Annotated in this window: 14 protein-coding genes; 6 read left to right on the top strand and 8 right to left on the bottom strand. The window is 73.3% G+C overall.

Annotated elements, in window-relative coordinates; all coding sequences use genetic code 11:
- Positions 1–127 precede the first annotated feature (127 nt).
- Positions 128–1,132, bottom strand: a complete 1,005-nt coding sequence (locus ACZ7G1_RS17470) for a 1-aminocyclopropane-1-carboxylate deaminase/D-cysteine desulfhydrase (RefSeq protein ID WP_470877131.1) — start codon at positions 1,130–1,132, stop codon at positions 128–130.
- Between the two features lie 167 nt (positions 1,133–1,299).
- On the opposite strand from ACZ7G1_RS17470, the gene ACZ7G1_RS17465 reads away from it, so the two are divergent.
- A complete protein-coding gene (locus tag ACZ7G1_RS17465) occupies positions 1,300–1,830 on the top strand; it encodes a DegT/DnrJ/EryC1/StrS family aminotransferase (protein ID WP_470877132.1) in 531 nt (176 codons plus the stop codon).
- Entirely contained in the window at positions 1,770–2,273 is a 504-nt protein-coding gene (locus ACZ7G1_RS17460; RefSeq protein ID WP_470877133.1) for a DegT/DnrJ/EryC1/StrS family aminotransferase, read from the top strand. The genes ACZ7G1_RS17465 and ACZ7G1_RS17460 overlap by 61 nt, the downstream gene beginning before the upstream one ends.
- Here the strand turns inward: ACZ7G1_RS17460 and ACZ7G1_RS17455 are convergent.
- Both ACZ7G1_RS17455 and ACZ7G1_RS17450 read right to left on the bottom strand, forming a co-directional pair.
- Positions 2,264–4,168, bottom strand: coding sequence for a DUF6528 family protein (locus tag ACZ7G1_RS17455; protein ID WP_470877134.1), 1,905 nt, complete (start codon positions 4,166–4,168; stop codon positions 2,264–2,266). The two genes, ACZ7G1_RS17460 and ACZ7G1_RS17455, sit on opposite strands and share 10 nt — an antisense overlap.
- Before the next feature lie 47 nt (positions 4,169–4,215).
- Positions 4,216–4,779: an ester cyclase gene (locus tag ACZ7G1_RS17450; protein ID WP_470877135.1), complete on the bottom strand. Its 564-nt coding sequence runs from the start codon at positions 4,777–4,779 to the stop codon at positions 4,216–4,218.
- Between the two features lie 113 nt (positions 4,780–4,892).
- Between ACZ7G1_RS17450 and ACZ7G1_RS17445 the strand changes: the two genes are divergently transcribed.
- On the top strand, positions 4,893–5,507 hold the full coding sequence (locus ACZ7G1_RS17445; protein ID WP_470877136.1) for a TetR/AcrR family transcriptional regulator: 615 nt from the start codon (positions 4,893–4,895) through the stop codon (positions 5,505–5,507).
- A 54-nt stretch (positions 5,508–5,561) separates the two neighbouring features.
- Here the strand turns inward: ACZ7G1_RS17445 and ACZ7G1_RS17440 are convergent, their stop codons facing one another.
- The 5 genes from ACZ7G1_RS17440 to ACZ7G1_RS17420 all read right to left on the bottom strand — a co-directional run bounded on the left by ACZ7G1_RS17440 (position 5,562) and on the right by ACZ7G1_RS17420 (position 11,106).
- Complete coding sequence (locus ACZ7G1_RS17440; RefSeq protein WP_470877137.1) at positions 5,562–6,635, bottom strand: acyl-CoA dehydrogenase family protein; 1,074 nt, start codon at positions 6,633–6,635, stop codon at positions 5,562–5,564.
- Complete coding sequence (locus ACZ7G1_RS17435) at positions 6,632–8,011, bottom strand: MFS transporter (RefSeq protein ID WP_470877138.1); 1,380 nt, start codon at positions 8,009–8,011, stop codon at positions 6,632–6,634. The genes ACZ7G1_RS17440 and ACZ7G1_RS17435 overlap by 4 nt, the downstream gene beginning before the upstream one ends.
- Positions 8,012–8,078: 67 nt before the next feature.
- Positions 8,079–9,080, bottom strand: a complete 1,002-nt coding sequence (locus tag ACZ7G1_RS17430; RefSeq protein WP_470877321.1) for an acyl-CoA dehydrogenase family protein — start codon at positions 9,078–9,080, stop codon at positions 8,079–8,081.
- Positions 9,080–10,249 carry an acyl-CoA dehydrogenase family protein gene (locus ACZ7G1_RS17425; RefSeq protein ID WP_470877139.1) on the bottom strand — a complete coding sequence of 390 codons (1,170 nt, stop codon included), beginning with the start codon at positions 10,247–10,249 and terminating at the stop codon, positions 9,080–9,082. Before ACZ7G1_RS17425 ends, ACZ7G1_RS17430 begins: the two co-directional genes overlap by 1 nt.
- A complete protein-coding gene (locus tag ACZ7G1_RS17420; protein ID WP_470877140.1) occupies positions 10,249–11,106 on the bottom strand; it encodes an enoyl-CoA hydratase in 858 nt (285 codons plus the stop codon). The genes ACZ7G1_RS17425 and ACZ7G1_RS17420 overlap by 1 nt, the downstream gene beginning before the upstream one ends.
- A gap of 45 nt (positions 11,107–11,151) precedes the next feature.
- On the opposite strand from ACZ7G1_RS17420, the gene ACZ7G1_RS17415 reads away from it, so the two are divergent.
- The 3 genes from ACZ7G1_RS17415 to ACZ7G1_RS17405 are packed head-to-tail and all read left to right on the top strand — an operon-like array spanning position 11,152 to position 13,723.
- Complete coding sequence (locus ACZ7G1_RS17415) at positions 11,152–12,318, top strand: acyl-CoA dehydrogenase family protein (protein ID WP_470877141.1); 1,167 nt, start codon at positions 11,152–11,154, stop codon at positions 12,316–12,318.
- Positions 12,315–13,103 (top strand): SDR family oxidoreductase, encoded by a 789-nt coding sequence (locus tag ACZ7G1_RS17410; RefSeq protein WP_470877142.1) that lies wholly within the window; start codon positions 12,315–12,317, stop codon positions 13,101–13,103. The genes ACZ7G1_RS17415 and ACZ7G1_RS17410 overlap by 4 nt, the downstream gene beginning before the upstream one ends.
- Entirely contained in the window at positions 13,100–13,723 is a 624-nt protein-coding gene (locus tag ACZ7G1_RS17405; protein WP_470877143.1) for a TetR/AcrR family transcriptional regulator, read from the top strand. The genes ACZ7G1_RS17410 and ACZ7G1_RS17405 overlap by 4 nt, the downstream gene beginning before the upstream one ends.
- The last annotated feature ends 2 nt before the right edge of the window (positions 13,724–13,725 follow it).

Genomic DNA, 13,725 nt, shown 5'->3' with positions numbered 1-13,725 from the left:
ACAACGCTCCGCGTTGCCTCCCTCCTCCGCCTTGCGATGCACGGCACCAGACGCCGCTCCCTGATCCGGCCTGATCGACAAGACACCCCCTAGGCCACGCCCCTGACCTCGCGCCAAGCCGGCGCGGTCAGCGCGGGCGCGGCCCGTGCGTCTGCAGGAACACCACCGGGCCGCCGTCGAGGCGGCCGGCCGCCTCCAGGTCCAGCAGGGCCGCGAACGCCTTGGCGGTGTACGTGCGCTCCAGGGCCAGGCCCGCCTGGGAGGCGGCGCGGGCCAGGGCCGCGTCACCGGCGGGGGTCGGGTGCGCGTACCCCTCGCCCAGCCAGGCCGTCTCGGTGCGAATGGCGTCCGGGGCGAGTACGGCACCGCGCGGATCGGCACCCCGGGCGCGCAGAAGGCCGGCGGAACGGCCCGCCAGACCGAGAAGGGCGGCGGAGTCGAGCCGCAGGGTGTCGTTGACGACGACCCCGAGCACGCGGGTGCGCAGCCCCGCGAGCCGCAGCCCGAGGGCGAGACCCGCGGCGGTGCCGCCGGAGCCCACGGCCGTGACGAGCCAGGCCGGCTCCGGCAGCACCCCGTCCTCGACCTGCGCCGCGAGCTCAAGGGCCGTCTCGACGGCGCCGAGCGTCCCGAGCGGCGAGGAACCCCCCGCCGGAAGGAAGTACGGCAGCCTGCCGCCGTGCGTGTGCCGGGCGAAGAGCCACGGGGCGGCCAGGATCAGCCGCGACTTGGAGCGCAGGAAGTGCAGCGTCGCGCCCGAGGCCCGGAGCCGCTCCAACCGCTCCCGCACCTGCGCGTCGACCGGCTGGTCGATGAGCCCGAGCGCCACGCCGATCCCCAGCTCCCGCGCGTACGTGGCCGCCGCGAGCCCCCAGTTCGTCCCGAGCCCACCGACGGTGAGCAGGGTCCGCGCGCCGCGCCGCCGGGCCTCCGGGAGCAGCCACTCCAGCTTGCGGACCTTGTTGCCGCCCCAGCCGCCGTCTCCGTAACCGCTCTCGTCCTTGATCCACAGCTCGGAGCGCTCGCCGAAGCCGGGCAGCGGCCGCACCGGCGTGGGCGCCTCGCCGAGCCGCAGGAAGGGCAGCGTGCCGGTCAGCTCGGGGCAGCGCCGGTGCAGCAGCGGGGAGGGCATGGGGAGAAAAGTAGGGCATCCACCGCGCGGCGGCGAGGGGCGCGTTGAAGCCGTTGAACGGATTGGGGGCCGGCCGGTCGCGGTGCTTCGGTGGGGCCGAACACCACACGGGGCGCAGCGGGCCCCTGTGAGGACCGCGCCCCCTCCCCGACGCGATCGGTGATGCGATGCCTCCTGCCCTGCGCTCCACCCTCCTCGCCGTCGACGGCGGCACCCCCGTGCGTACGGTGCCATGGCCCACGTACGAGACCGGCGACACGTTCATCTCCACCGATGACGAGGAAGCGGCGGTGGCGGCCCTGCGCGAGCGCCGCTTCTTCCGCTACGACGACCGCCCGTTCGACGACACCCACAACGGCCGCCTCGAACGCCGGATCACCGAGGCGCTCGGCAGCGCGCACGCCCTCGCCTGCACCAGCGGAACGGCCGCGATCGCCCTGGCCCTGCTCGCCCTCGACCTGCCGGCCGGCTCCCCGGTCGCCTGCGCCGCCTTCACGTTCTCGGCCACGCCCAGCGCGGTCCTCCTGGCGGGCCACCGTCCGCTCCTCGTCGGCGTCGACGACGATCTGCACCCCGCCACTTCCCCGACACCCCGCCTCCCGTCAGCGACCGCGAGCACCCGCACTTCGCCTGGCGCATGGACGAGATCAGGGCCGCGCTCGCCCGGTCCATGTTCGACCGCCTCCACGAGCGGCTGAGCCGTCACCGGCACACGTACGACGCCCTCGCCGGGGAGCTCGACTCCCTCGACGGCCTCCGCCTGCGGACCCCCGTGGCCCCCGGCGCCTACACCGGACAGTTCCTCACCGCGCGCGTCGTCGGGGCGAGCGCCGCCGACGCCGAGTGGTACGCCGCGGCCCTCCGCGCCGAAGGCATCAAGGCCACCGCGCTCGGCAGCGCCGACCGGCCCAACGCCCGCGCCTTCTGGAACTGGGCCTACCTCCTCGGCCCCGACCAGGCCGCCGCCCGCGCCACCCTGCCGCTGACCGCCCGCCGCATCGGCGAGACCATCGACATCCCGCTCTCCGCCCACCTCACCTCCGACGACCGCGAGGACCTCCTCCAGGCCCTCCACAAGGTCCACGAGGCGTGGACGAACGACCGCGGGGACAGAACGTCAGGGTCAGGGCGTCACTGGTAGGCGGCGACGCCCCACGTCGCCTTGTAGTGCTTGCTGTTCTCGCTCCAGCGGTACGCGGTGCTGTCGGCGGTCGCGCTGGCGATCTCGATCCAGCTGGTGGTGTAACCGAGGCTGCCGTCGGGATTGACGTTCCCCAGGCCGCAGTCCTTGGAGCAGGTCGTGGCCACGCGCTGGGTCACCGGGTCGTTCCCGACGCTGTTGAGCATGGTCCGGGAGTTGGCGAGGGGGTTGGCGAGGTCGGCGCACCAGTGGTTGACGCCGTTCGGGACCTCCTCGACCTGGGGGAGGGCCGGCCACTTGGCCGGGTCGTCCTTGGTGTGGCAGTTCACGGCGCCGCTCTTCGAGAACTGGGCCACGCCGGCGTTGGCGCCCACCCAGAAGCGGTCCGGGTTGCCGTAGACCGGGGTCAGGTCGTGCCCCCAGGCGTTCTCGCCCTTCGGGTTCTTGGGCAGGGGGAACCGGGTGGGATTCCCGAGCCGCTTCGTGGCGGTGTCGTACGGGAACCTGAGCAGTTCCAGGCCGCCGAGGGCCCAGACGTAGCCGCCACCGCTCGGGACGGGTTCGTACAGGACCTCGTGAGCGGAGGTCAGCGGGATCGACTGCACCGGTGCGCCGCTCCAGCTGCCGGGCTTGCCCTGCTCCCTGCTGTAGAGCTCGATCTTGCCCGAGACGGTCGGTGTCCCGGCGAAGGCGGCGACGACCCCGCCGTCCGGGAGGAGTTCGACGCCGTGCAGGTCGCCGGGTTCGCCGGCGCCCTTGACGTTGACGGCCCAGTGGTAGCCGGACAGGGCCGGGTAGGGGATGACGCCGACGAAGCCGCTGGAGCCGTCACCGGTGACCAGGACCTGTTTTCCGTAGACGCCGCCGGGGCGCAGCTTGTGGGAGGTCCCGCCCTTCCAGTCGGCGCCCTTGAGGGTGGCGTCCTCGACGGAGTGGTAGGCGTCGGGAAGCCAGCGCTGGTACGGCTTGGAGTCGGGCCAGACCGCGGGGTTGGCGGAGTCCAGGAACTCCAGGGCCTCCGTGGCGACGGGGTAGCCGCCGGCGTACGGGGGACCGTACTCGTTGCCCGTGATGAGCGGTGTGGCACCGGAGTTGAACTCGACTTCGAGGGTGGGGGCGAAGTACGACTTCGTGCACGCCCGGTCCTGCGTCGGGCCCGTCGGGTTCATGGAGCAGAAGTCGTGGTAGCCGGTGACGCCGGTCGACGGGTTGGGCGCGCCTTCGCTGCCGCTCAGCCGGATGCCGTAGTTGGGCGTGGTGGTGCCGGGCCGGGTCCACGCGCGGACCATCTCGGTGACGTCGACGCGCAGGATGCCCTTGGAGTCGTCGGGCAGGTACGTGCTCGGCTGGTCCTCGCAGCCCGTCGAGGGGTGCCCCACGCCGAAGTTGACGCCGACGCCCTCGCCGACCGTGGGCTGGTTCGCCCAGGTGATGGTGGACTGGCTCCAGGGTTCGGCCACCCGGTACACGCCGAACCAGGGGTTCTTGCCGCAGTCCGCCGCCGGGACGAAGGAGTTGTACAGCCGTACGTACGCCTTGCCGATGTCGGCGCCTGTCAGCCGGGAGACGTCGAACTGGAGGAAGCCGCGGAACTTCGTCGCGCCGCCGTCCGGGGTGCCGACGTGCAGTAGGTGTCCCTGTGAGTGATCGGCGTTGTCGGTGCTGCTGATGTACGTGTCCTGGAGCCGCTTGATCAGGTTGCGCGGGCCGCTCTGCGCGTACGGGGAGACGGCTCCCGTTCCCGTCGCGGTGGCGGCGACGGGGGCGGCCCGGGGCTCGGTCGCGACCGGCTGCGCCGAAGGGGCCTGGGTGGTTAAGAGGGACACCGCGAGCGCCAGGCCACTGGACGCGATGAGGCTTTTCCTTCGGAAGATCTTCAGGTGACGCAGTGACACTTCTGTGTCCACTCCTCGCTGTTCTCGGTTCGTGGTGCGGTGCGGGCTCAGCCGGCCGTGTGCTCGTGGGCGGAGGCGGCGGCCCGTTCGGCGGCCTCGGTGATCTCGGCGGCGGCGCGGGCCGCGCGGCCGTCCGCGAGCCACTCCTCGACGAGCCGGCCGGTGGGGCCGGGCGTGAGGACGCCGAGCTGCCCGAGCAGGGTGACGTCGTCGCGGACGGCTTCGTGGCGGACGACCTTGCCGTCCTTCAGGTGCAGCAGGTGGACCTGCTCGGAGTCGATCAGGGCCCCGGTGGGCGGGATCGCCTGGTCGAGGACGCCGTCGCGGTAGCGGACGAAGGGGCCGGCGTGACGGCCCGTCATGTGGAGTCGTATCCACACCTGTTCGCCGTCCTGGACCAGGTCGGTCACGGGGAAGCTCAGATCGGCGAAGGCGGAGCGCAGCCACGCGCCCGACGCCAGGGCGCCGGCGGGTCCGGGGAGGGAGCAGGCGGCGGGGGAGACGACGGCCTCCCGGTTGGTGAACTCCTCGTGCACGGCCGCCGCGGCCAGTGTCGCGTCGCCGGTCGCCAGGACCGTGAAGAGCCCGATGGCCGCTTCCTCGGCTGACATCGCCATAAGGGTCGGTTCCTCTCACGCGCAGGGCGGGGCATCGCCCTGACGGAGATTGAGGTTACACAGCACCTATTGAATAGGTCGAGCGCTTTCTCGACTAAGCTGTCCCCATGCCGACCAAGCGCAAGTACGTCTCCCCCCTGCGCGAGCAAGCCGCCGCCCGGACAAGGGAATCGATCCTCCAGTCGGCGACCCGGCTGTTCGCCGAGCGCGGCTACGGGCGCGTCACCGTCGCGGAGATCGCCGCCGAGGCGGGCGTCTCCTCCAAGGCCGTCTTCGCCAGCGCCGGCAGCAAGAGCGACATCCTCAACGAGATCGTCGACACGGCGGTCCGCGCCACGGGCTCGGGGCGGACGATCACCGGCCTCCTCGCCGAACGTGACCCCGAGGCCGTCCTCAACGCCCTCGCCCACGGCACCCGCACCGGCAACGAGGGCATGTTCAGCGTCCACGAGGCCATCCACAAGGCCCTGCCCTCGCACGAGGACGGCGAGGCCTTCTGGCAGCGCGCCACCGCCGACTACCGCGCCGCGCTCCGGACGGCCGCCCGCCACCTGCACACCCTGGCGCCCTACCCTCGCGCGGAGGAGGAGACGGCCGACCTCCTCTGGTTCTGGTTCGGCCCCACCACCTGGCGCACCCTCGTGGTCGAGAACGGCTGGTCCTGGGACCGCGCGGAAGCCTTCCTGTTCCACACGGCGCTCGCCACCCTGCGGGCGGAATGAGCGCGCCGGTCCGGCCGCGACGCCTCGTGCGCGCGGTCCGGACCGGCGGTCGGCTCAGGCGGCGGTCAGGCCCAGAGCCGCGGCCAGGCGGGTGCGGTGCCAGGCGGGGGAGCCGAGGAGCCGGGAGGAGCCGTGGGCGCGTTTGAAGTAGCGGTGGGCGTCGTGCTCCCAGGTGATGCCGATGCCGCCGTGGAGCTGGATCATCTCGCCCGCGAGGGCGGAGAAGGCTTCGGAGCAGGCCGACTTGGCGGCCGAGGTGAGACGGGAGAAGTCGTCGGCGCCGTCGGCGGCCGCGAAGGCGGCGCCCAGGGCGGCCGAGCGGGCCGACTCGACCAGGACGTACGCGTCCGCGAGGCGATGCTTGACCGCCTGGAAGGAACCGATGGGGCGGCCGAACTGGACGCGCTCACCTGCATAGGCCAGCGTGACCTCCAGGCAGCGCGCCGCGCCGCCGACCTGTTCGGCGGCGAGGGCCGTACAGGCCAGGTCGAGGACGTGCGACAGCACACGGTCGCCCTCGCCCTCGACGCCGACGAGCCGGGCCTCCACCCCCGCCAGGGTGACGCGGGCCTGCGCCCGGGTGGAGTCCATCGTCACGTACGCCTCGCGGGCCACGCCCGTACCCTCGGCGGGCACTTCGAAGAGCGAGACCCCGGCGGCGGAACGCGCCGCCACGAGCAGCACGCCCGCCTCCGCGCCGTCGAGGACGTGCTCCTTGGTGCCGGTGATCCGCCAGGTCCCGCCGGGCCCGGGGACGGCCTCGGACCGTACCGCGCCCGGCTCCCACGAGCCGCGCTCGGCCCACGCCAGGGCGCCGACCAGGTCGCCCGAGGCCAGGTCCGGCAGCAGGCGGGCTCGGGCCTCCTCGTCGCCGGAGGCGAGCAGCGCCTGGACCGTGAGGACCGCGGAGCCGAGGTACGGGACGGGGCTGAGCTCGCGCCCCAGCTCCTCCATCACCACGGCGACCTCGACGGGCCCGCAGCCGGCGCCGCCGTACTCCTCGGGGACGGCGAGCCCCGCGACACCGATCTGCCGGGTCAGCGGCCGCCAGGCCGCCTCGCCCGCGTGGCGCCCGAGCACGGCCCGCACGGCGGACCTCAGTTCTTCCTGTTCCTCCGTCAGCCTCACGCTTCCGCTCCTCTCGATGTCGTACGGGTACGGGCCTCGCGTCCCGGCCCGGCCGGGTCCTCCTGCGACAGGTCACGCCCCCGGGTCTCGGCCGTGCGCCAGACGGCCAGCGCGGTCACGAGTCCGCAGACGACGGCGAGCACCGCGAGGGGCGCGCTGCGGGCGTCGTCCGCGGCGGAGAGCAGGGTGCCCGCGAGCAGCGGGGTGAACCCGCCGCCGATCAGCGCGGCGAGCTGGTAGCCGAGCGAGGCGCCCGTGTAGCGGACGCGGGTGCCGAACATCTCGGAGAGCAGCGGCCCGAGCGGCGCGTACATCGCGGCCTGCACCACCTGGCCGAGCATCATGCCGAGCACGAGCAGCACGGGCGAGCGTGCGTCGACCAGGGCGTACACCGGGAAGGCGAGCAGCACCACGCCCGCCGCGCCGCCGAGCACGACGCCCCGGCGGCCGACGCGGTCGGAGAGCGCGGAGAAGAGCGGGATGGCCACCAGGCCCGTGACCGAGGTGAAGAGCAGACCGGTCATCACCTCGGAGGTGGCGTACCCGATCGAGGTGGCGTACGTCAGCATGTACGTGCTGATCAGCGCCGTCAGCGCGAACGGGCCGATGCCCACGGCACACGCGAGGACGAGGTTGCGGGGGCTGCGCAGCACCCGCGCCAGCGGGACGCCGTCCGTCCCGGCGCCCCGGGCCTCCGCCGCCCGCTGGAACAGCGGGCTCTCGCTGAGGGAGATCCGCACGTACAGGCCGACGCACAGCAGCACCGCGCTGAACAGGAAAGGGACGCGCCACCCCCAGGCGAGGAAGGACTCGCGGGGGAGCCGCGAGACGAGGGTGACCGCGACGGTGGAGAGCAGGAAGCCGATCGGCGAACCCATCTGCATCACACCGCTCCACAGACCGCGCCGGCGGGGGTCGGCGTGCTCGACGACCATGAGCGTCGCTCCGGCCCACTCGCCGCCGATCGCGACGCCCTGGACGACGCGGAACAGCACGAGCAGCACGGGCGCGGCCACGCCGATCGTCCCGTACGTGGGCAGGACACCGATGAGGATGCTCGCCACGCCCATCAGGACCATGGTGAGCACGAGCATGGACTTGCGGCCGAGCCGGTCTCCGAAGTGACCGAAGACCGCGCCGCCGAGCGGGCGTGCCACGTAACCGGCGGCGAGCGTGCCGAACGCGGCGATGGTGCCGGTGGCGGAGTCGGACGCGGGGAAGAACAGCTCGCCGAAGACGAGCGCGGCCATCGTGCCGTAGAGCAGGAAGTCGTAGTACTCGATGACGGTGCCGAGCAGGCTCGACAGCGCCACCCTGCGCAGCAGCGCGGGGTCGGAGGATCTCGCGGGGACGTGCGGGGACGGGGCGGGGGACACGGCTGACTGACTCCGGGTGCGGTAGGGGTGCCGGGCCCGCTCCCCCGGGCGGGGGAGCGGGCGCCGTTCAGGAGGCGAGGACGCGGGCGCGGCAGGCCGCGGGGGTGCCCCAGGCGTCGCGGAGGGGGCGGGCCTTGCGGATCCAGAGCGCGAGGTCGAGTTCCTCGGTGTAGCCGACGGCCCCGTGCAGCTGGAGGGCGGTGCGGGCGGCGGCGTACGCGGCCTCGCCGGCCGTGACCTTCGCCGCGGCGACCTCGGCGGAGCCGTGGGGGGCGCCTTCGGCCAGGGCCAGGGCGGCGGAGTGCAGCAGCGGCTGGGCGAACTCCAGGGCGATGAGGGTGTCGGCGAGACGGTGCTTGAGCGCCTGGAAGGAGCCGATGGGGACGCCGAACTGGGAGCGCTGCTTCACGTACGCGACCGTGCGGTCGAGGAGGGCGCGGCCCAGGCCGAGGGACTGCGCGGCGGCGGCCAGGGCGGCGACGTCGGCGGCGTGCGCGGCCGCCGCGGCGACCTCGGGACCCCGCGCCAGGACGGTGCCGCCGAGCGGGCGGGCGAGGCGGCGGGCGGGGTCGGCGGAGGTCTGGACGGGGCCGGTGGTGTCCGCCAGGCGTACGGTGTCGCCCTCGACGACGAGTACGGCGTCGGCGGCGTCCGCGTCCAGGGCGTAGGGGCCGCCGAGCGCCGGCACGCAGAGCGAGACGATCGCCTTGCCGGAGGCGATCCGCGGCAGCCAGGCGGCGGCCGCCTTCCCGGCGGTGCCGGCGTCGCCGAGCCGGTCGAGGAGCGTGGCCGCGGCGACCGTCTCGACCAGCGGCCCCGGCACGGCGTGCCGGCCCGACTCGGTGAGGGCGACGGTCAGTTCGACCGGCAGCGGGCCCATGCCCTCGTGCCGCTCCGGTACGGCGAGGGCGAAGACGCCCGATTCGGCGAGCCGGGTCCAGAGGGCGCGGCCGGGCGCGGTGTCGCTGGCGGCCCAGGAGCGTACGGCCCCGGGGGTGTCGGCCGCCGTGAGCATGGCGTCGAGGGAGCGGGCGAACTCCCGCTGTTCGTCGTCGAGGAGGAACCGCATCACCGGCGTCCCTTCGGGAGGCCGAGCAGCCGCTCGGCGATGATGTCGCGCTGGATCTCGTTGGTGCCGGCGTAGACGGGGCCGGCGAGCGAGAAGGTGTGGCCTTCGGCCCAGGCGCCGTGCGCGGGCGCGTCGGCGGCCTCGTCGGACAGTTCGCCGTACGGGCCGAGGAGGTCGAGGGCGGTCTCGTGGAGCGCGATGTCGAGCTCGGACCAGAAGACCTTGTTGAGGCTGGACTCGGCGCCGATGGACCCTCCGGCGGCGAGTCTCGACGCGTTGGCGTAGGTGAAGAGCCGGTAGGCGCGGGCGCCGATGACCGCGTCGGCGACCCGGTCGCGCAGGGCGGTGTCGGAGGGCTCGGCGCTCTCCCGCCACAGGGCCGTCAGACGGTCGGCGGCGGCCAGGAAGCGGCCGGGGCTGCGCAGGGTCAGGCCCCGCTCGTTGCCCGCCGTGCTCATCGCGACCCGCCAGCCCTCGCCGGGCGCGCCGATGACGTCCTCGTCCGGGACGAAGACGTCGTCGAGGAAGAGTTCGGCGAAGGCGGGCTTGCCGTCGATGCGCCCGATGGGCCGTACGGTCACGCCGTCGGCGTCCAGCGGGAACATCAGGTACGTCAGGCCCTGGTGGGGCCTCGGCGTGTCGGGTTCGCTGCGGAACAGACCGAAGGCGCGGTCGGCGAACGCGGCCCGGGACGACCAGGTCTTCTGGCCGTTCAGGAGCCAGCCGCCGTCGGTGCGGCGGGCGGTGGAGCGCAGCGAGGCGAGGTCCGAGCCGGACTCCGGCTCGGACCAGGCCTGGGCCCAGATCGTCGCGCCGCTCGCCATGGAGGGCAGCACGCGGGCGCGCTGTGCCGCGGTGCCGTGCTCGAAGAGGGTGGGGGCCAGGAGGTTGATGCCGTTCTGGCTGACCCTGCCGGGGGCGCCGGCCGCGTAGTACTCCTCCTCGAAGATCAGCCAGCGGAGGATGGACGCGCCCCGGCCGCCGTACTCCTCGGGCCAGGAGACGACCGACCAGCGGTCCGCGGACAGGGTCCGTTCCCATTCCCGGTGGGCGGCGAAGCCTTCCTCCGTCTCCAGGGAGGGCAGCGGGGTTTCGGGCACGTGGGCGGTGAGCCAGGCGCGGGCCTCGGCCCGGAAGGCGTCCTCCGCCACGGTGAAGTCGAGGTCCATCAGGCTCCCGCCGCCTTCATCGAGCGTATGTCCATGCCGCCCAGGGGGTCCGGGGCGGTCTCGGCGTTGTGCGCGTGCGCGAGGTGGTGCAGGCCGAAGACGGAGTCCATGCCGGTGTGCAGGCCCTGGAGGTCCTCGGCCTGGTTGACGGCGCGCTTGGTCAGGGCCAGGCCCATGCGGGGCATCTCGGCGATCCGGTGGGCGAGCTCCATCGTCCGCTCGGTGAGTTCCCCGGCCGGGACGACCCGGTTGACCATGCCGACCTCGTAGGCGCGCCGGGCGCCCATGCGGTCACCGGTGAAGAGGAACTCCTTGGCGACGCGCGGCGGCATGACCCAGGGGTGGGCGAAGTACTCGACGCCGGGGATGCCCATGCGGACGACCGGGTCGGCGAAGAACGCGTCCTCGGAGGCGACGATGAGGTCGCACACCCAGGCCAGCATGAGACCGCCGGCGACGCAGGCGCCCTGGACGGAGGCGACCATCGGCTTGGGCAGTTCGCGCCAGCGCCGGCACATGCCCAGGTAGACCTCGGACTCGCGGGCGAAGCGGCTCTCCGCGCCCTTCTTGTCCGAGTGGTCCCACCAGAGTCCGGCCTTGCGGTCGTACGGCAGGTGGGCGTCGCGCTCGGGGGTGCCGATGTCGTGGCCGGCGGAGAAGTGCTTCCCCGCTCCGGCGAGCACGACGACCTTGACCTCGTCGTCGTCGGCCGCGCGGTAGAAGGCGCGGTCGAGGGCGTACGTCATCGCGGAGTTCTGGGCGTTGCGGTAATCGGGCCGGTCCATGGTGACCACGGCCACCGGGCCCTGGCGTTCGTAGCGGACCGGCTCCGTGGTTGCGGTGCGGGCAGCGGACATCCGCCCTCCTTCCCTAACAAGTGTTTGGTAGGTTAACGTACGGCCATGAGCAACGTCGAGGAGTTCCGCAGAGAGGTCCGCAGCTGGCTGCGCTCCCACCTCACGGGCGAGTTCGCCGCCCTGCGCGGCCGCGGCGGCCCCGGACGCGAACACGAGGCACACGCCGAACGCCTCGCCTGGGAGCGGCACATGGCCGCCGAAGGATGGACCTGCGTCGGCTGGCCCAAGGAGTACGGCGGACGGGGCGCGAGCCTCGAACAACAGGTCGCCTTCCACGAGGAGTACGCCCTCGCCGACGCCCCCGCCCGCGTCAACCACATCGGCGAACAGCTCCTGGGACCCACCCTCATCGCCTTCGGCACACCCGAACAGCGCGAGCGGTTCCTCCCGCCGATCGTCGCCGCCGAGGAACTGTGGTGCCAGGGCTACTCGGAGCCGGACGCCGGCTCCGACCTCGCCAACGTCCGCACCCGCGCCGAACTCGACGGCGACCGGTGGACGGTCACCGGGCAGAAGGTGTGGACCTCACTCGCCCACGAAGCCGACTGGTGCTTCGTCGTCGCCCGCACCGAACCCGGATCGACCCGCCACCACGGCCTCTCCTACCTCCTGGTCCCGCTCGACCAGCCCGGCGTCGAGATCAGGCCCATCGTCCAGCTCACCGGCACCTCGGAGTTCAACGAGGTCTTCTTCGACGGCGCCCGCACCCACGCCTCCCACATCGTCGGCGCCCCCGGCGACGGCTGGAAGGTCGCCATGGCCACCCTCGGCTTCGAGCGGGGCGTGTCCACCCTCGGCCAGCAGGTCGGCTTCCGCCGCGAACTGGAGGCCGTCATCGAGCTCGCCCGCCGCAACGGCGCCGCCGACGACCCGCTGATCCGCGACCGGATCGCCCGCGCCTGGATCGGCCTGGAGACCATCCGGTTCAACGCCCTGCGCATGCTCGGCGGAGCCGCCGCCGGCGCCCCCGGCCCCGAGGCCTCCATCGGGAAGATCTTCTGGGCCACCTGGCACCGGGAACTCGGCGAACTCGCCATGGACGTCTGCGGCGCGGACGGCATGCACGCCGCCGGCGAACCCTACGACCTCACCGACTGGCAGCGGCTGTTCCTCTTCTCCCGCTCCGACACCATCTACGCCGGCTCCAACGAGATCCAGCGGAACATCATCGCCGAGCGCGTCCTCGGCCTGCCCAAGGAGGTCCGCCCATGACCGCCGCCCCACCCCCCTACGTACCCGGCCACGGCCTGCTCGCCGGCCGCACCGCCGTCGTCACCGCCGCCGCCGGCGCCGGCATCGGCGGCGCGACCGCCCGGCGGCTCCTGGAGGAAGGAGCGAGCGTCGTCCTCTCCGACGCCCACGCCCGCCGGCTCAAGGAGTCCGAGGCCGAGCTCGCCGCGGAGTTCGGCGCCGGCCGGGTCGCCGCCCTGCCCTGCGACGTCACAGACGAGACCCAGGTCGGCGCCCTGTTCGACCTCGCCGAGGAACGCCACGGACGCCTCGACATCGTCGTCAACAACGCGGGCCTCGGCGGCACCGCCGACCTCGTCGACATGACCGACGAACAATGGGACAAGGTCCTCGACGTCACCCTCAACGGCACCTTCCGCTGCACCCGCGCCGCCCTCCGCCGCATGAAGGCCGCGGCCGCCGGCGGCGTCGTCGTCAACAACGCCTCCGTCGTCGGCTGGCGGGCCCAGCGGGGCCAGGCCCACTACGCCGCCGCCAAAGCCGGCGTGATGGCCCTCACCCGCTGCGCCGCCCTCGAAGCCGCCGACTACGGCGTCCGGGTCAACGCCGTCTCCCCGAGCCTCGCCATGCACCCGCACCTGGTGAAGGTCACCACCCCCGAACTCCTCGAAGAACTCACCTCCCGCGAGGCGTTCGGACGGTACGCGGAGCCCTGGGAGGTGGCCAACGTGATCGTCTTCCTCGCCAGCGGCTACTCCTCCTACCTGACGGGCGAAGTCCTCTCCGTCAGCAGCCAGCACCCGTGAGACCGGCGCCCGAGCGGCGCCGCGAGATCCTGGACACGGCCGCCGAGGTGTTCGCCGCCCAGGGGTACGACGCCACCACGGTCCGCCGCATCGCCGACGCGGCCGGCCTGCTCGCCGGCAGCCTCTACTACCACTTCGACTCCAAGGAGTCGATGCTCGACGAGATCCTCCGCGCCTTCCTCGACGAGCTGTGGGAACGGTACGACGCCGTGCTCGCCGCCCTGCTCGGCCCCCGGGAGACGCTCGAAGCCCTCGTCACCGAATCCTTCCGGGAGATCGACCGGCACCGCGCCGCCGTCGCCATCTACCAGAAGGAATCCAGGCACCTGCGGGAACAGCCGCGCTTCGGCTACCTCGCCGGCTCGCAGCGGCGCTTCGAGGAAGCCTGGCTCAGGACCCTGGAACGCGGCGTCGCCGCCGGGGTCTTCCGCACCGACCTCGACGTCCGGCTCACCTACCGCTTCGTGCGCGACACCGTCTGGGTCGCCGCGTCCTGGTACCGGCCGGGCGGACAGCACAGCCCGGAGGAGATCGCCCGCCAGTACCTGTCCATGGTGCTGGAAGGCGTCGCCCTCCGAGACGGACATCGCACGCACGCATCCCGTACGAAGAAGGAGTGACC

It is taken from the genome of Streptomyces sp. NPDC037273, assembly GCF_055603625.1.
The sequence above is the reverse complement of the archived record's forward strand: the minus strand, read 5'-3'. Positions and strand labels throughout refer to the sequence as shown.

Coding starts and splice junctions, on each gene's coding strand:
- ACZ7G1_RS17465 (WP_470877132.1), top strand. CDS start 1,300: ATGCCTCCTGCCCTGCGCTCCACCCTCCTCGCCGTCGACGGCGGCACC.
- ACZ7G1_RS17420 (WP_470877140.1), bottom strand. CDS start 11,106: ATGTCCGCTGCCCGCACCGCAACCACGGAGCCGGTCCGCTACGAACGC.
- ACZ7G1_RS17430 (WP_470877321.1), bottom strand. CDS start 9,080: ATGCGGTTCCTCCTCGACGACGAACAGCGGGAGTTCGCCCGCTCCCTC.
- ACZ7G1_RS17410 (WP_470877142.1), top strand. CDS start 12,315: ATGACCGCCGCCCCACCCCCCTACGTACCCGGCCACGGCCTGCTCGCC.
- ACZ7G1_RS17425 (WP_470877139.1), bottom strand. CDS start 10,249: ATGGACCTCGACTTCACCGTGGCGGAGGACGCCTTCCGGGCCGAGGCC.
- ACZ7G1_RS17460 (WP_470877133.1), top strand. CDS start 1,770: ATGGACGAGATCAGGGCCGCGCTCGCCCGGTCCATGTTCGACCGCCTC.
- ACZ7G1_RS17415 (WP_470877141.1), top strand. CDS start 11,152: ATGAGCAACGTCGAGGAGTTCCGCAGAGAGGTCCGCAGCTGGCTGCGC.
- ACZ7G1_RS17445 (WP_470877136.1), top strand. CDS start 4,893: ATGCCGACCAAGCGCAAGTACGTCTCCCCCCTGCGCGAGCAAGCCGCC.
- ACZ7G1_RS17470 (WP_470877131.1), bottom strand. CDS start 1,132: ATGCCCTCCCCGCTGCTGCACCGGCGCTGCCCCGAGCTGACCGGCACG.
- ACZ7G1_RS17450 (WP_470877135.1), bottom strand. CDS start 4,779: ATGTCAGCCGAGGAAGCGGCCATCGGGCTCTTCACGGTCCTGGCGACC.